Source organism: Candidatus Uabimicrobium helgolandensis (genome assembly GCF_041508025.1).
Classification (GTDB): Bacteria; Planctomycetota; Uabimicrobiia; order Uabimicrobiales; family Uabimicrobiaceae; genus Uabimicrobium; species Uabimicrobium helgolandensis.
Genome location: NZ_CP165719.1, coordinates 3,482,637 through 3,499,726, shown reverse-complemented (window position 1 = coordinate 3,499,726; position 17,090 = coordinate 3,482,637). Strand labels below are relative to the sequence as shown.

The 17,090-nt window shown below is 33.8% G+C and carries 12 protein-coding genes and 1 pseudogene; 8 read left to right on the top strand and 5 right to left on the bottom strand.

The genetic code is table 11. The annotated features are described in order from the left end of the window. Positions 1-296 precede the first annotated feature (296 nt). The 5 genes from UABHE_RS12815 (at position 297) to UABHE_RS12795 (ending at position 3,954) form a co-directional block, all read left to right on the top strand. Entirely contained in the window at positions 297-485 is a 189-nt protein-coding gene (locus UABHE_RS12815) for a deoxynucleoside kinase (protein WP_372370723.1), read from the top strand. A gap of 512 nt (positions 486-997) precedes the next feature. Continuing rightward, complete coding sequence (locus UABHE_RS12810) at positions 998-2,071, top strand: reverse transcriptase N-terminal domain-containing protein (protein ID WP_372370722.1); 1,074 nt, start codon at positions 998-1,000, stop codon at positions 2,069-2,071. 136 nt (positions 2,072-2,207) lie between these two features. After that, positions 2,208-2,648, top strand: coding sequence for a deoxynucleoside kinase (locus UABHE_RS12805; RefSeq protein WP_372370721.1), 441 nt, complete (start codon positions 2,208-2,210; stop codon positions 2,646-2,648). After that, positions 2,629-3,228: a hypothetical protein gene (locus UABHE_RS12800; RefSeq protein WP_372370720.1), complete on the top strand. Its 600-nt coding sequence runs from the start codon at positions 2,629-2,631 to the stop codon at positions 3,226-3,228. Before UABHE_RS12805 ends, UABHE_RS12800 begins: the two co-directional genes overlap by 20 nt. 339 nt (positions 3,229-3,567) lie before the next feature. Continuing rightward, on the top strand, positions 3,568-3,954 hold the full coding sequence (locus UABHE_RS12795) for a DUF1499 domain-containing protein (protein WP_372370719.1): 387 nt from the start codon (positions 3,568-3,570) through the stop codon (positions 3,952-3,954). A gap of 245 nt (positions 3,955-4,199) precedes the next feature. On the opposite strand, the gene arfB is transcribed toward UABHE_RS12795, so the two are convergent. The 4 genes from arfB to UABHE_RS12775 form a co-directional block, all read right to left on the bottom strand. Beyond that, a complete protein-coding gene (arfB, locus tag UABHE_RS12790; protein ID WP_372370718.1) occupies positions 4,200-4,628 on the bottom strand; it encodes an alternative ribosome rescue aminoacyl-tRNA hydrolase ArfB in 429 nt (142 codons plus the stop codon). 233 nt (positions 4,629-4,861) lie between these two features. Beyond that, positions 4,862-5,668 (bottom strand): hypothetical protein, encoded by an 807-nt coding sequence (locus tag UABHE_RS12785; protein WP_372370717.1) that lies wholly within the window; start codon positions 5,666-5,668, stop codon positions 4,862-4,864. Next, positions 5,665-7,050: an STAS domain-containing protein gene (locus UABHE_RS12780; protein ID WP_372370716.1), complete on the bottom strand. Its 1,386-nt coding sequence runs from the start codon at positions 7,048-7,050 to the stop codon at positions 5,665-5,667. Before UABHE_RS12780 ends, UABHE_RS12785 begins: the two co-directional genes overlap by 4 nt. A 10-nt stretch (positions 7,051-7,060) precedes the next feature. After that, positions 7,061-9,046 (bottom strand): DEAD/DEAH box helicase, encoded by a 1,986-nt coding sequence (locus tag UABHE_RS12775; RefSeq protein ID WP_372370714.1) that lies wholly within the window; start codon positions 9,044-9,046, stop codon positions 7,061-7,063. Between the two features lie 1,481 nt (positions 9,047-10,527). On the opposite strand from UABHE_RS12775, the pseudogene UABHE_RS12770 reads away from it, so the two are divergent. After that, positions 10,528-10,968: pseudogene (locus UABHE_RS12770) on the top strand (hypothetical protein); the annotation flags it as partial. Positions 10,969-12,624: 1,656 nt separating this feature from the next. Here the strand turns inward: UABHE_RS12770 and UABHE_RS12765 are convergent. Next, positions 12,625-14,844, bottom strand: a complete 2,220-nt coding sequence (locus UABHE_RS12765) for a protein kinase (protein WP_372370713.1) — start codon at positions 14,842-14,844, stop codon at positions 12,625-12,627. 487 nt (positions 14,845-15,331) lie between these two features. Between UABHE_RS12765 and UABHE_RS12760 the strand changes: the two genes are divergently transcribed. Together UABHE_RS12760 and UABHE_RS12755 are read left to right on the top strand one after the other, a co-directional pair. Continuing rightward, positions 15,332-16,681 (top strand): hypothetical protein, encoded by a 1,350-nt coding sequence (locus UABHE_RS12760; protein WP_372370712.1) that lies wholly within the window; start codon positions 15,332-15,334, stop codon positions 16,679-16,681. After that, on the top strand, positions 16,681-17,058 hold the full coding sequence (locus UABHE_RS12755; RefSeq protein ID WP_372370711.1) for a hypothetical protein: 378 nt from the start codon (positions 16,681-16,683) through the stop codon (positions 17,056-17,058). The genes UABHE_RS12760 and UABHE_RS12755 overlap by 1 nt, the downstream gene beginning before the upstream one ends. Positions 17,059-17,090 lie beyond the last annotated feature (32 nt).

The following is a 17,090-nucleotide window of genomic DNA, read 5'->3' as shown; positions in this document are numbered from 1 at the left end:
TACTGTTACTACAAATAAAGAATTAAAGTAGAATGAAAATATACAATTATTGATATAAAAGGTTTACAAAATGGAAGTCGTCTGCGATGGTTTTTATTTCTGGTTTATATTTTTTTTTAAAAACTTATGCCAACAATTACAACTTACGTAGTCGACCTTCCTTTTTGCTCACTTAATTCTACGTACAAAGACCGCATTTGAAAAATTCTTGATTGACGCGATACAATATAGTAGAATCTTTTTCCCTTACAGGGGTACTTACTTAAATTAATAAAAATTGAAAAAGGTGGTAAAATATGATAATTATAGAAGGAATTATTGGCGCAGGGAAAACAACTTTAAGTAACCAACTGCAACAAAAAATTCCTAAAGCGAAAATTTTTCGTGAACCTGTAGGTGAAAATCCTTACCTCGGTCGGTTCTACGAAAGTCCGAAAAGATGGGCGTTGGAGATGCAAGTGGGACACGAAGTCTATGTTATATGAGTTTTGCAACCGCAAATAGTTAGGTATAAAACTATCTCTAAGTACTAGGGCTTACAAAGTCCCAAGCAGTACTAAAACTTTTAAAGTGTTTACTACCAAACAAATAAAAGTCCAGAGAAGATTAATATGATGAACTAAAATGAATATCCGTAAGCTTCGTTACCAACCCCTCTCACGGTAGTTGTAAAAGAGAGTTGCTTTAGAAAAAATCTTTTTGCATAGATTTGTGCTATACCTAGATAAAGCCGGAGTAAAGGATACATCTACGTTAATCGTTTCTCATAACATAGGAACGTGGTAAACTCTAGAAATTGTTGCCAAAATATAATTACTATCGATTTGAATAAAAACATTCATATTAATAGTATTTTTTTTTTGTCAATATTGATAGAGCAAAAGAGTATGGAAAAAGCCAATGATTTTTTGTAATGAAAAATATATGCTGACTTTCATAAACGGTGGATTACTCGAAAGTCTATTTTGGGCAAATTATAAATCATGAGGAGAGTTCGATGTGCATAAAAAAATGCGATAGCACAAACTTAAATCATAGAGCTGTCTTAAACAAATATCGCAAGGTAGTAAAAAATTTGCAAAGTAGAATTTTTCGAGCAGCGCAATCGGGAAACAACCGCAAACAAAAAAACTTACAGAAATTACTAATGCGTAGTCAAAGCAATTTAGTGCTTGCTTTAGTAAAATACCGTAAGGATTTTAATGCCTCGCAAAAGTTCTGCAACAACACAAAAAAATTACTATTAAAAAATCATAAATACTTACTTTTAGATATGATGCAAAAAACGTATGACGATTTTTACGATACTTCTTTGCACAAATCTTTGAATACAATTAAATCACAGTACAAAAATCATGCTGTTGTCTTTGAACTGAGTGCAAATAAGCACTTATTTCAAAAATATGTAATTAACTTTTTTTCTCATTTTCCATACAAAAAAAATCTGTGCGAAGTATTGAAAAAGCAAAATAGCCATAAAATGTTGAAAAATTTTGCCTATACTTTTTACAGTAAACTACATAACACACACAAAGAAATTAAGTTTATATTTTACAAGGATAAGTTAATTGTACTTGCTTGCTCTAAAGAACAGCTAAAAATGGCTTGTAGAACACTATACCCACTTTTAGATAAAAGCGGTATTGTTATTGAATCACAACAATACTCTAAGTTGGAGCAAGGTATTGAATTTTCTGGTTTTTTCATTTGCAATAGAAACAATAATATTGTTATTGAACCTAGTAATTTTGAAGTAAAAAAACATATGAATCATCTGCAGAAATTATGGAGATGGGCGCGTGGAAAAGATATTGCTATTGTTATTGAGAAAATGAATTCAGCCATAAAAGAGTGGTGTAGTTATTTTCGCCATCAACAAAGTAATAGAATTTTTAAAGAGTTACGCACCTATCAACTTAAAAAGCAGCAAAAATGGGCGCTTTCTTACCATCCTAAGAAAAGCAAAGAATGGGTATTTGCTAAATATTTTGGTGGTTGTAATTGGCGCTTTACTATTGATTCAGTTGCAATGCTTGAGCACACAGATTTTAGAATTTGTTGCAAAGCTTAAGCTCTCGAAAAATTAACAACAGATACATATATCTAAAGTTATAAGCGTATAATCTGCTTGAGCCGTGTATGGTGAAAGCCGCACGCACGGTTCTGAGGGGGGAAAGAAATAATCCGACCTACCCGATTATTTTTTAATGGCTCATCGTTTCAAAATGCATATTGAGGCTGTTCAAGAAGAATGGAGCACTGGAGTTACTACCGTTTTTGATCGTAGTATTTACGGTGACCGAGCTTTTGCTGATGTACTTTACGGTTATGGTCATATTGATGAACTTGGTTTTGGTTCTTATATGCAACACCGCGAATGTATGGAGCGACAGTTACTCGTACCACAACAAGTAATCTTTCTTGATGTTTCAGTGGATACAGCAATAAATCGTATTCAAAAAAGAGGACGTGATTGCGAAAAGGGTATTAATAGAGATTACCTCGTACGTTTATCAGAAGCGTATGAAAAAATTATATCTGAGTTAGAGAAACAAACCAATGTACAACGTTATAGTTGGGAAGATGGCTCGGATGTTGAAGATATTAAAATAGAAGGACTATTAGAATATGAAGAAGTACGCTGCTAATATTGAGATGTATATAGGACCTATGTACAGCGGTAAAAGTACATCTCTACGAAATAAAATGGCAGAGTTGATGGAAAGCGCAGAATTTGCAGAAGATGCTCCATCTTACTACCGATTTACTCTAGAAAAAATGGAAAGTCCTAAACTATCTACATGGAAAACTCATGGCGGCGTAGAAATCGAAGGCGCTTTAATTAATTCATTTAGTCAGATAAAATGCTACACAAAATACCTACTTATAGACGAAATTCAATTTGCTTTCTATCATTGCGAAAATAATAAAAACACAGAAAAAGAAATATTTAACGAGATAATTGAGGGAAAACATGTGTATCTAGCTGGTTTGAATTTGGATTGGAGAGATATTCCTTTTCAAACAACAGGCTATTTTGCGTGTGTAGCAGACAAGATAAACATACTACAATCGCGATGTCACCGCTGTGAAAAACCAGCGCAGTTTACAGAGAAAATTACACAAAGCCAAAGCCGTTTCGATGAACAAGCGCAGTATTTGCCTATTTGTAGAAATTGTAGAGTTGAAACAATTTCGATTGAAAGTGTACAAAAAACCAGCGTTTAAAAGAATAACATTCGTTATTTTCTTATAGTCTAAAACTATCTTATGTCTAGGGTATGTCGGCATGCCCTAGATAAAATTCCTGCTTTATTTAAAATGATGTGACAAAAGTAGTTAGACATTTTAATACGTTTAAAAGTCTAACTACTTTTGTTAGGTCACTAAAATGAAGCAGGAATTTTATTTTGGACGCGTTTTGAGTGTGCTGCACTCGCTTTTTAAAGGAGGAACGAGGATTTTAGTTAGAGTTCTCGTTAAGTAATGAAGATACTTAAAAAAAAATCAACTTGGGTATTACTAGTATTGATGCTTATTTATGTTGTAATAGTTGGGGTGAGTTGTATGTCAATGCCTGAAAATATTGGTATAGTAGATGGAAAACTTCAGCCTTGCCCTGATAGTCCGAACTGCGTATCTAGTCAAACACAACAATCGGATAAAAAAATAAGCCCACTGAAATATACTGGTGACTATCTCGTAGCAAAAGACAAACTGAAGTCAGTTATCGCAACAGTTCCGCGAATGGAAATTGTTAAAGAGACAGATAAATATTTACACACAAAAGCTACTACGTTTTTTTTCAGGTTTGTGGATGACTGTGAGTTTTTAATTGATGATGTCCAAAAAATTATTCATGTTCGATCAGCATCACGAGTAGGACATTCCGACCTAGGAGTAAATCGTAAGCGTGTAGAAGCTATTCGTAAAAAGTTTGAGGAAGGTAAATAGTTTTTTCGCTTCTCATAAATGTCATTTTAATTTTGAAAACTGTTCCTTAAAATAACTCAAAATAAGTAGGAATTCTTTGCCATTATTTGCTTTGTTGCTTTGGTGATTTTAACGGTGGTGGTTGTATTTCATTCTTAGAAGTGTTTTTTAGATTTGTACATCGCAGAGAACATAAAAAAAGGCGAAAAGGGGGACGCCCTCTTCGCCTTCTTTTTTTATCATATAAGAAAAACATTTTTTTTCTCCTAATCAATTACTTTTTGTCGCATTTTTTTCTTTTGAGACTTAAATTTTTTATTGCGTAAAATTTTGTCTTTTGCGGCGCGAGATATTCTTTTTTTCTTTCTCTTTTTTTGCACTTTGAATGCTTCTAACAATGTATTTCTAAGATGTTCAATACAATATTCTAAATTGCGTTTTTGGCTGCGGTATTGAGTACCAACTACTTGTATATCACCAGATTTTGTTGTGTAAGAAGCGCACTTTTCTAGTAGACGAGTACGTAGATCTTCATCTAGTTCGATATTTGTACTCATTAGCCACTTGAGTTGTACTTTTGTATTTAATTTATTGACATTTTGTCCCCCAGGTCCTCCACAACGAGAGTGAGATATTTCTATCTCTTTCCAAGGTATTGTTAAAATACTATTGATGAAAATATCTTTTTCAGACATATTTTTCTCCTTTTTTATTTAATATATCTTTATATACGTTCCTTTGTAAAAAAAGTTGGATTTTTTGGAAATTTTTTTAATAAGGTATGTCGACTTAATAGCATTCGATTCGAAAATAAAGGCCATTTTCCGATGTATCACTTGCCGATTTTGCCTCTTTAAAAGAGTAGAAAATTTACCGTGCTTACCATGTTATTTGAGTTATTCTTCTAAATGTCTACACGTTCGAAGCTTTAGCGGAGTATATCTAAAGCTGTTTCTATACCAAATTCCCCAAATTGTTCTGCTATACGAAGTATTCTAATGGCATTCTTTGGTAGGTGTGATTTTACATATTGAAATTTAATTTCTCCTGTTCCTGGAGGACAAAGAGTATCGAATCCAGCGACATCTTCTAAATGAACTCCACTAGTATAATTTCCTAAACTTTCTAGCCAATTGTCTTGCTGTTCTAATTTCATCTTTTCTAGTAAGTAGCTATGGGCTGTATTATGCCAGTATTTGAGATTTGGGCATTTTACATCTTCTATAATCCACTTTACTTCATGAATGAAAATGGGAATTTCGTAAAAAGTACGCCCTGTTGGAATACAGAAATTTATATCAGGAAAATTTTTGCATAGGTAAAATAAGGAACGACACAAATTTTGAATGTGTGATGTTCTTTGATTTTCTGCGATATCATATGTTTCGTTATGGTGTAAAACTCTATTGTGTTTTTCAAAACCATTTAGGCTAGGTACATAACCAGGCCATACAATTATATTACTGCACTTGTAATGAACCGCTTTTTTTATGTTAGTGACGAGGTAATTCAAATAACTTTCACGATCATGTTGTGAATTTGCACACATCGAGTGCCCAGAGCAGCTTTTTGCAAGCTCTGGTTGCATACAAATTGTAATAACACTCATTAAGTCTTTTAAAATAATGTTTTCATCAGCCATGTACTCAAAATTTTTAAATAAGCCTTTGCGATAAAGATGTAAGGCATAGTCGGCGGCTTCATTATTACATCCAACTGTTGAAATGGCGATCATTGCGAATTCCTAGTAGACATTGATGACTCTAATTCCTCAATTAAGATAGTATTTTCAATTGCTAAAGCACCATAATTCGTGATTGTTGATAACATCAATAGTTTTTCTTTGATGTATTTTTTATTTGGAATACCGATCAAATAAATAATGCCTAATAACTGTTTTCCTGAAAGTATAGGCATCGAAATATGAATGCGATTGCTTGTTTCGTGAGTAGCAATAATTAGAGATCTTTTTTCTTCTGTTTCTTGAATAAGTCTTTTAGATATCATCGTTTTTTGAAATGAATCTTCTTCGTTATTTATAATACATTTAGTTTCCAATTTACCTGTTTTTCTGTTGTAGAGTAAAACAACACCATAACCGTAATCTTCAAAATTATAAATTGTCTCCATTAATCTTTTTAGAGACTCTTTTAGGTTTTTGTTTTTTGAAAAACTGTTTGATAATTCTAAAACAAATTCAAGTGTTTTCTCTATTTTTCGAATACGAACAAGAGCCTGTTCTAGAATTTGCGACAACGTTCCAGATACTTCAATTGCTATTTCTTGGGTGCATAAAAGATCATCTTTAATTTCTACTTGTTCTTGTAAGCCTTGTTCTTCCGTTATTGGTTCATCGACAACAGTCCCTTCGCCTGTAAGACCGTACTGTTGAGCCTCGCCTAAAGAATTTATAAGATCTGTACCAAAATCACCATAGACATTGTCGGTGAGTTTCTCCGTAGGGTTTTCTAATGGAAAGTCATCATTTGATGGAGATTCTTTGATGATATATATAATGTTTTTTTGCGAATAGTTGTACTTGTTAAAAATGTCAATGACAGTAGTTTCACTAGGTAAAGGTTGACTATTTATTTCTAGACAAACATTAATATTACGTAGGTGAATAAATTGTTTTTTTAAAAATTCTATCATTGATGCTACTGTCATTGTCTGGTTGTACTGTAGGTTTATTTTTTTGTTACGTAGACTATCTTCTAGAATAATTTGCCTTTTTAATGCACGGCCTGTTGCCGAAAATAAAAAATCCTGATGGGATATATTTAAAATAGAACAGACGTCTTCTTCACTTGTGTGGAACTCACATAAATGGTCCATGCCCATAAAATTAATAAGTATTTTTACTGAGGACGGACAATTTACTAGAAATAATTTTCCACCATTCTTTTTTACTTCAGAAGAAATCTCTGCTAGTAGAGAAGCGCCACTGCTATCTACGCGTTTTATGTTTTTACACAGTAGTATTATGTTTTTAACGTTAGACCTTAAACGCACTAAGAATTTATTGCGTACTTCTGAAACGTATTTTTCGGTAACCTCTTCCGAAATCTCAATAATATCTGTATCACCCACAGAACCTTTTACAATGACTTTTGCCATATTTTTCTCTTTACCGTTGTTGAGTTAAATCGCTAAATACCTGTAGTTGGCGTAGTGCATTGACTTCATCGCGATTAACTGCCAAAATACAATTATCAACTAAGTTAACAAAAGAATCGTAACCCACACAGATTTTTTTTAATTGCCGTAAAATCTGAATAGCTAAACGAAAGTTTCGAATGATGTCTCCCGCATCCACTCGAAATTGACTTTGTATACTGGAAAATGACTTGCCAGATGACCAAGCAAGAGCTGCAGAAGAAAGTCTAAAGTCAGGCATTTTTATACAGTCGCGAATTCCGTACATGTTTTCTAGTTTGCAAATGGTAAGTATACGTTTTTCTATGCGTTTTGATAGTTTTCTTATTTCTTTAGGAATTTTATTGTAGCGTCCACCTTTTCTTCCTTCAAAAGTTAATGCTACAACGATACAAAACAATGTTTTTTCGTTTGCACCTTCTAAAAAACCATCAAAAAAAAGTTCTGTTAATTCGACTTCATGCCCGCATACCTGTGAAGCGAATCGCCCTTTTGATGTTAGGCCATCTTTTTGAACGTAGCCAAGTCCTTGTAAAAAAGCGAGCTTTTGCTTTAATAAATTTCTCTGAGTTTTTAGTAGTAAGCGTTTTTTCTTTTTTTCATGCTGCTTGATTGCTCTAGCTTTTTGGAAAACAGCGAAGCTTTTATCTGAAGCAGTGAGAATATCTTCTCCCAAATGTCCATAAAGACTTAAAATAGTAGAATACGATAAATTAAATCTACTTTGGATAGGAGCAAGTTGATCGCTAACCACTTTGTTTAGTTCACCAACAGACATAGGATCTTGTGTTAAATCAATGTAAACATGTCCAACTTCATCCATACCTCGGCGTCCAGCACGTCCAGACATCTGTTGGTATTCTAGTGGTTTGAGAGGCCTTACTGATGTACCATCGAATTTTTTTATTTTAGAAAAAACTACGCTTTTCGCTGGCATGTTTACACCAAGAGCGAATGTTTCTGTAGCAAAAAGAAGTTTCAAGTAGCCTTCTGTGAACATCAACTCAATTATTTCTTTAAGAGCGGGAAGCATTCCGGCATGATGGTAACCTATGCCATTTATTAGTAAAGAATAGAGTTCTTTCGAAGAAAAATTAACAATTCCATATAATTCTGCTAATTCATCTATACGTTTTTTGGCGCGATTTTTTTCATCTTTTGAAAGTAAGGATAGCTTATTTTTGCACTTGAGCGCTGTTATTTGGGCTTCTTTACGAGAGAAAACGAAATATAGACATGGAATGTGATTTCTAGCTACAACATCTGAGAGAATAGATTGGGCGGCTTCATTTTTACTTAGAGGAACAAAATTTTTTGAATAACTCTTTGCTTTTTTAGGTAGTTTTTTACGTGCATCTTTTAGATTTAATATTCCGCTGTCAAATACATGGCAGTACTCTCGTAGAGGAACGGGTCTTTTACTTTCGCGAACAACTTGTATTGGTTTCTTTCTTACCGACTCAATCCAATCGACAAATTCATCCACATTGGGTATTGTTGCTGATAAAGCTAAAATTTCGATATGATCAGGAGCGAAAATGATGCTTTCTTCCCAAACAGTTCCGCGATCTTCGTCTTGTAAATAGTGGACTTCGTCAAAAATTAAATAGTTGACATTATTATACCTTTGCGGGTCTTCCAGTAAAGCATTACGGAAAATCTCAGTTGTCATAATGAGTATAGGAGCCGAAGTATTCAATGACAAATCACCAGTCATAATTCCAACCTGGTTTGGATAACGCAATTTAAAATCGCGAAATTTTTGATTTGAAAGAGCTTTGATAGGCGCTGTATATATAACAGATTGTTCTTTCTCTAGAGATTTTTCAATAGCATATTCCGCAATGACTGTCTTTCCTGCACCGGTTGGTGCAGAAACAATGACTGAAATATTAGAATCTATTAATGATATCGCTTCTTCTTGGAATTTATCTAGTACTAAACCTTTGTATTTCATTTTCAAACCATATTATGAGTTATGTGCATTGTAAGGGCGTAGATGATTAACCATCTTATGGTTTTTTTAGAGATTTGTCAAAAAATAAACCTCTTGACGAACTATTTTACTTCGGAATTTTATAAAATTTATGGCAAGAAAATCCGTGGGCCTTTATCCTAAGAGATAAATGGTTACTTTTATTCATTAAATTAAACGGTGTTGAGATTATTGAAGTAAATTCAGCGTTTATAGTGTTATTGGTCGCTATAAGTTTGCACATTTTTTAGGATATCTGGCCGCAAGTTTTGTTATTGTTCGCACAAGATTTTGGGAACGCTTTCCGCCAGAACCGCCCAATGTTTACTTGTTGATAGACATTGTCAGGCCTAGAAACCCCTGGAAAGCTTTTCTTAAACTAGCCGTCTCTGACAGAGAACGACAGGTTGAATTTTTGTTCTCGGTATCTTCCTTTTTAAACAAATATGTCTTGTAGAGTACCATTCTCTAATGGTAATCGATCAATATTGCTCGGTGATTATCTTAGACTTTTTATTAGACTTTTGCATTTAAATAGGAACGTGTTTTATCAAATAGGTATTGTTTTGTTCAACAAACAATCTCTCTAAATAATATTGAAAGCATTTAAGTCGGTGTTGATGTAATGTTTAGTAGTGGTATCGAAATAACCTCTTTTCACGATTTTTTGATGTTGTTTAATGAAAATAGATTGCGATTGGATGGAGAATACTGACAATGTTGATATTTGTAGTATAGGTCTTATGGAATTTGTAGCGCATAATAAAACTTAGCTCCATCGCAAATTACATTTTCTAGATCGATATTCTTTGTTTTTGTCAACGGGGAAAGCACTAAAATTTCTTGCTTTGCAAAATCTTTGATTACTGATTTTATGTACTCACGCCCTACAGAAAATTCTTCCGACAAGTAATCCATTAAAAAACCTAGTTTTAAGTGACCACGATGTTGAAAATAAGTTAGTTGATAATAATTTTTTATCGATTCAAGAATTTGTAGCGGTAATCTATCATCATGGTCAGAGTGAGCTTCGTCAATTTGGTCAAGCTCATCGGTATCAGACTTAGATTCAATTTCTTGAATCTCTACACTGGTGTCAGACTCAACTTCGTGGGTGTCAGACTCGATTTCCTGATGAGTGTCAGACTCGATTTCTTGAATTTCTTGATCGGTTTCAGACTTGATTTCCTGAACAGACTCAACTTTATCGGTGTCAGACTCGATTTCCTGATGAGTGTCAGACTCGATTTCTTGAATTTCTTGATCGGTTTCAGACTTGATTTCCTGAACAGACTCAACTTCGTCGGTGTCAGACTGGGTTTCCTCATTGGTGCCAGACTCGATTTCTTGATTGGTGTCAGACTGGGTTTCCTCATTGGTGCCAGACTCAGACTCGATTTCTTGATCGGTGTCAGACTCGATTTCTTGATCGGTGTCAGACTCGATTTCTTGATCGGTGTCAGACTCGATTTCTTGATCGGTGTCAGACTCGATTTCTTGCTCGGTGTCAGACTCGATTTCTTGCTCGGTGTCAGACTCGATTTCTTGATCGGTGTCAGACTCGATTTCTTGATCGGTGTCAGACTCGATTTCTTGCTCGATTTCTTGATTGGTGTCAGACTCGATTTCTTGATCGGTGTCAGACTCGATTTCTTGATCGGTGTCAGACTCGATTTCTTGATCGGTGTCAGACTCGATTTCTTGATCGGTGTCAGACTCGATTTCTTGATCGGTGTCAGACTCGATTTCTTGATCGGTGTCAGACTCGATTTCTTGATCGGTGTCAGACTCGATTTCTTGATCGGTGTCAGACTCGATTTCTTGATCGGTGTCAGACTCGATTTCTTGATCGGTGTCAGACTCGATTTCTTGATCGGTGTCAGACTCAGAGACAGTTTCGTTAACTTCCTCGGTGCCAGTCTCAACCTGGTCAGTGTGGGAGTTAACTTCGTCAACCTTGATAGTGTTAAGCTCATTGACATTAGAATCGCAGTTATCATCTATATCATCGCAGTGTTTAAGATAATTACCTGAATCTAAGTCATCGTTAACAGAATCATCATAGTATTCTTCATAGTCGACATATGGTCCTTTGTTTTCGGTAGATGTTTTTCTTTCCCAAGGAGGAGCAGGATTTTCTTTTAGGTCTTTAGGTTTGTTATTTTTTTCTTTGTTGGAAATAGATTCTGATTGTGCTTCGTCTTCCCATATTACACCATTATATATTTTATGGTCTGGCTCTATTGATATAAAGTTTTTTTTACTTTTGGTATTGTACGAATTTTTCTCGTTTAATATTTCGTAAACACTATTGATATTTTGTTTTAAATCTTGTAAATCTTGTTTTAAGAAATCTTGACTTTCTTGTATCATATTTTCACTTTTTGTAAGCTTTTCTTGAAGTAAATCAAAGTGTTTTTTTTGTTTTTCAAGCCATTTGAATTTAAGTTTTTGTTTCTCTGTTTCGAATTGCTCTTTTAAAAGAAATATTTTGCTGTTGATATCTTGTTTCCATTTTTTGGCAATCATGCTTTCTTTTACAGCAGTTTCCATTTGATCAAGTTCGTCAAAGGATTTTTGCATGTTTGAAAGGAGACCATCGAAATTGCTTTGTAAATCCTCTTTTATAATGGCTAAGTTTTTATTTACTTCATCGTTAGTCACAAAAATTTCGTTTGTTTTTGCGACTTTGTTTTCTAAAAACTTGAAATTTTGTCGCAAGTCATCTATTACTTCTTGTGGTGGACGTAAAGCAAATAAAAATTTTTGTCCTTTTTCTGTAAGTATGTACTTATCAGTACCTACTTTTGTAACTAAACCCTTAGTTATGCTCCATTCAAATTCGCTAGGGGAATCTTTTTTCATGAGAACTGAAATGCTTTTTTTTCCTTGAATGGTTTCTATTTTTTGTAAGAAATTTTGTTGACGTTCTAGTTTAATGTGTTCTTTTTTGGTTACTGATATTTGCCAGCGGTCCAAGTCAGTTTGTAAGAATTCGAGTGCTTTTTTTGTTAGGGTGAATAGTTTTGTCTTTGTTTCTTGTAGATACCTATCGGTAATCATGTCGTCAAGTAATTCTTTATGTTCGTTTGTTAAACGCAAATACCCAAAAATAAATTTGCTATCCACATTCTCTTCATAGTGGATGAATATTTTCTGTAACAATGGGTTGATATTTTTTTCAAATTCATGAATTTGTAGTATTTTTCGTTGTTGTAGTGCCTGCCACCTGTAAGGATTGTTTTGTAGAAGAGCAAGGCCATTTTTTCCGAGCAAGTACCATTTTTTGTTACTCTCAATTTGTTCGCAAAGATAATTCTTAGCTACAAGTTCTTCTAAAATTTTCTTTTCTTTTTGACTATAACGTTCTACAGCAAAAAAACTCTTACCGAGGATTTTTTTTCGCTTGTCTAAAAAAAGTTTTTCAAGATTTTCGATATATTCTTCCATTATTTTCTCCAAAAAGGATTTTCATATACGAAAAACTTACGGTTTATGAATTATACTGATATTTAAGGAAGAAAGCAAATATTTTTTAATAAGTTGCAAATTTTGAACTGCTACTTATTTTCTAATTCCGATATGTATGTTTCTAATACTTTTTGGTGTGGGGACTTGAGGAGGATCGCTTTTTTCCAAGCAATGATGGCTTGTTTATTTTTACTTTGTTTTTTATATAAATTTCCGAGGTTTGCATAAGCGTTAGAGTAGCGAGGAAATATTTCAATAGCTTTTTTTATGTGCAGATGTGCTTTTTTGTAGTTGTTATTTCGTATGTACAGCATTGCAAGGTTATTATGAACTTGATAGAAATTGGGATTGAGTTCTAAAGCATGTAGGAAGTCTTTTTTTGCAAGCTCTGATTTATTTAGATGACTGTATAGTTTACCACGATTACAATAGACTCCGTAGTATTTAGGGTTATAACGAATTGCACGTTCGTAGTCTTTCATTGCTAAATCAAACTGAGAGATTTCTTGGTACAAAAGGCCACGGTTAGAGTAAAAATTTTCAGACATAGGAGATATTTCAATTGCTTTTTTGTATAGTTCTAAAGCTTTTTTGTATTTTTTTTGACGACGGTATAAAATCGCTTTGTTTCCATAAGCTTCTGCATTATCTGGGTTTAAAAAGATGGCTTTGTTGAAGTCCTGCTCTGCTTTTATGTATTTACCTTGTTCCAAGTAAAGATAACCGCGATTAGTATAAGCTTTGTTGTCGTTTTCTAAGTTGATTGCTTTGTTAAAATCAAGGAGAGCAAGTTGATTTTTTTTTAGTAAATGATAAATATGCCCGCGATTAGTGTAAGCTTTAGCAAAATTTGGTTTTTGGCGAATAATTTTGCTATAAATTTGAATACCTTTTTGTTGTAAATCATCGCTTTGGCTACATACTAAACCATATAGCATTAACATTTCTTGGTGATTCTCTAAATTATCTACTATTTCTAGTCGTTCGATTTCTTCAAAAGTTTTGTGTAATCCTTGGATAAGTTGGGTGTTTTCTTTTAAAGCGTTATGATAGTTGTAAACAGTGTACAAAGCAGAAAAAGCTTCTTTTAGAGCCTGTAATGAATTTTGCTTTTGTGTGTAAATTTTTGCAGCGTATTTTTTGTACATAGAAACGTAAGTTACAGTAGCTAAAATTATAGTAGAGAAAATGATGGAGATACTAAGCATTAACCATTTATTTCGGTGAATGAATTTTTTAGCAGCAACAATACTTGTGTAATGTTTAGCGCTTACCGTTTCGTTTTGCAAAAACTTTTGTAGATCTTGTTGTAAATGATGTGCGCTAGGATATCTTTTATACGGATTCTTATGTAAACATTTTAAACATATAGCTTCTAACTCAATAGGGATTTGCGGATTAATATTTCTTGGTGGGGTTGGTTCTTCATGAGTAATTCTTTGAACTAGTGTTGAATATTGAGGGCTGTAAAAGGGTAAAATACCTGTTAATATTTCGTACATGGTAATTCCTAATGAGTAGATGTCTGTACGGTGTGTGACTTTTCCTCCATCTATCTGTTCAGGTGGCATATAATAAGGAGTTCCTATGATTTGACCTGTACTTGAGAATTGGTGATCTATTTTTTGTTTTTTGATCAAACCGAAATCCATTAGTTTAGGGGAATGCTTTTCATTTAATATAATATTTGCAGGTTTGATATCGCGATGAACAATTCCTTGGTTATGAATTTTATCTAATGCACTTGCAACATCGCTAAAAATTTTAGCAACATTGTCTGGAAGGAGATGGTTTTGAGGTCTGGTGTAGTGAGATAAATCATGTCCTGTTATGTATTCCATTGTATAATACAAATTTTTATAATCGCCTACTTCGTAGACATTTATAATGTGTGGGTGATTTAGTTGAGCTAGAGTTCTCGCTTCGAGTAAAAAGCGATCCATTTCTTTTGTACTTTCAGAATTTTTTAATATTTTTAGCGCTGCTACTCTTCCACTACGAGTATCATAAACTTTGTAGACGATTCCCATTCCGCCTGAACCTAGTTCTTGTAGTATGTGGTAATGAAGAAAAGTAATTTGGCCAGGTTTGTTTTTTTCTTGCCATAAAATAGCATCTTGAATGATTTTAAGCTGTTGATTATTGATTTTTTTGTTATGTAAAAGACAATCTACTAAACTTACACCTTGCCCATTTTGTTGCATTTGTTGCTGCAATTTTAAACAAGAACTTATTGTTGTTGTGTTTGTTATTTTGAGTTCTAGTGCTTTTTTTGCGAGAAGCATTTCTTTTTGTTTATTATCAGTCATAATTACGGTCGCCTAATGAAACAAAATATGCACTAGTTAAATTTGCCCTAAATGTTCTAATATATTACCAAATCTAAATTTGTAATGTTAATTCAAATCGTAGGTGGCAGCAATATAATTTTTTATTTGACTTTTGAGCAATCAAACTCTTAAATATTTACCTAAGCAACAAATGTTCAATCTTATTGCTTTTTTGATGAGATTGAGTCTCAATCGCGTTTTTTTGGAAAGCGATATACTTTTAAAGTAATTTGAAAAAAAAGTTGTCTAAAAATCTATTTGAAATTAAGAATGCCGTAGAAAAAATATTGCTAAGTTTGAAAATGGTAATAGTTTTTCTGTTGTAGTTCTTAAATAAAAATGTACTGTCTCGCCAAAGACAGTACACTTTGTTGTATTATCTCGCCAAAGATAATACGCGTTAAATCAATTGATACACCAATATCAATTTTATTGCTAGAGATTTTAATCTCTATAAGGATTACACATGTATTATACAAGACTATGCCTGATTTGTCAGGTATTTTTCTTGCTTATGTGCTCTTCGTTTGTTTTGACAGAAGAAGATCGGTTGCAACAACTAGAAAAGAAACTAGAGTTGTTGTCAGAAGAGGTAACAAAGCTGAGAGCTTTACGTGAGCAAGATCAAATTGAAATTGAAAAGTTATCAAATAAGTCGCAAAAGTTTGATGATAAACTAAAACAAACTATTCAACAGGAAGTTTCAGAATTTATAAGCGAAACTCCTGACCAAACAACAACATATTTCGATACTAGTAGTTGGTTACAAAATACTTTTTTCGGCGGTTATGTTGATCTTAATGCCAATTTTGAAGAAGGTACCGATGGTGATTTTTCCGATATACATCGCGTTGTTCTCTTCCTTGGTTACAACTTCAATACTTGGATTTCAATGTATACTGAAATCGAAATCGAGCACGCTTTTGTTAGTGACGATTCTGGTGGAGAAGTTGTAATTGAACAGCTAATGGTAGACTTTTCTCTTTCACAATTTCTCAACTTTCGAATTGGGCGTATACTAACACCTGTTGGTTATCTAAACGCACGCCACAATCCAACAACATTTCACGGTGTTGAAAGACCAGCATTTGCTACCTTTATCTTACCTTCTACTTGGTCATCTGATGGTATTGGGATTTTTGGAAATATAACCCAATCCCTTTCATATGAAGCTTACATTGTTGGTGGATTAGATGGATCTCTCTTTGATGATGTAAAAGGAATTCGCGACGGGCGCATTAAAGAGCGACCAAGTTATAACGAGCCTGCATTTACTTCGCGCATTCAATTCTCGCCATCAATATCTTCCGAGGTTCCACAAGTATTAATTACTGGCGTTTCTATGTATGCTGGTGGTTTAGATAATGGAAACAAAGGAGAAAATCCGGACATTGATGCTAATATCCAAATCTACGCACTTGATTTCTTGTACTCTCTTGGAAGGCTAGAATTTCGAGGTGAGTTTGCATATGAAAAGATAAATGGTGCTAATGAAATAGGTAACAATGTTGCTAAGGAAATTCTTGGAGGCTATTTACAAATGGCTCTACGTGTAACTCCTGATGCTCTTAAGGTAGGTAAACTACGCAACTCTGACCTTTATCTGTTTACACGTTATGATTACCTAGACACACAATTTAATGTTCCTAGCGGTGTTGACAAAAATCCTGCTGGAAAAAGAGATGAATGGACTTTTGGCTTAACTTTCTTTTTCGAGGTTAACCTAGCTTTAAAATTCGACATACAGCTACGTAATGATGATGACAAAGGTGATTTAACTACTCTTTACAATCTTGGTTTAGTCTGGATCTTTTAATGAAAAAATATACTCTAATACTTACACTTATATTACTTGTTGGATGTGCCAACTATATTCTACCAACAGCAAAAGAATTACAAGATGAAGGTATTGTCAACGAAACCTCGGAAATACAAAGTATTATTCGTGCGCGTAATAACTTAACTAACGCTTGTCTTGATTGTCACAGAGTGACTTATCCTCAAGAGTTATCGAAGCAAGGATGGGAAAGAGTTTTGCCACCAATGATTCAGAAGGCAAGGCTTGGAAAGCAGGCGATGGACGATATTTATTTTTATATCGATAAAACAATGCAGTGTGTAGAATTACGCAAGCAAAAAGAACTTGAAAAACAAAAAGCACTCGAAATGCAACAAGCACAGAGCGCTAACTAGTAGTTAGATAAGTAACTAAATGACAAGAGGGT

Coding starts and splice junctions, on each gene's coding strand:
- UABHE_RS12805 (WP_372370721.1), top strand. CDS start 2,208: ATGGCTCATCGTTTCAAAATGCATATTGAGGCTGTTCAAGAAGAATGG.
- UABHE_RS12815 (WP_372370723.1), top strand. CDS start 297: ATGATAATTATAGAAGGAATTATTGGCGCAGGGAAAACAACTTTAAGT.
- UABHE_RS12765 (WP_372370713.1), bottom strand. CDS start 14,844: ATGACTGATAATAAACAAAAAGAAATGCTTCTCGCAAAAAAAGCACTA.
- UABHE_RS12780 (WP_372370716.1), bottom strand. CDS start 7,050: ATGGCAAAAGTCATTGTAAAAGGTTCTGTGGGTGATACAGATATTATT.
- arfB (WP_372370718.1), bottom strand. CDS start 4,628: ATGTCTGAAAAAGATATTTTCATCAATAGTATTTTAACAATACCTTGG.
- UABHE_RS12775 (WP_372370714.1), bottom strand. CDS start 9,046: ATGAAATACAAAGGTTTAGTACTAGATAAATTCCAAGAAGAAGCGATA.
- UABHE_RS12785 (WP_372370717.1), bottom strand. CDS start 5,668: ATGATCGCCATTTCAACAGTTGGATGTAATAATGAAGCCGCCGACTAT.
- UABHE_RS12760 (WP_372370712.1), top strand. CDS start 15,332: ATGTATTATACAAGACTATGCCTGATTTGTCAGGTATTTTTCTTGCTT.
- UABHE_RS12755 (WP_372370711.1), top strand. CDS start 16,681: ATGAAAAAATATACTCTAATACTTACACTTATATTACTTGTTGGATGT.
- UABHE_RS12795 (WP_372370719.1), top strand. CDS start 3,568: ATGTCAATGCCTGAAAATATTGGTATAGTAGATGGAAAACTTCAGCCT.
- UABHE_RS12810 (WP_372370722.1), top strand. CDS start 998: ATGTGCATAAAAAAATGCGATAGCACAAACTTAAATCATAGAGCTGTC.
- UABHE_RS12800 (WP_372370720.1), top strand. CDS start 2,629: ATGAAGAAGTACGCTGCTAATATTGAGATGTATATAGGACCTATGTAC.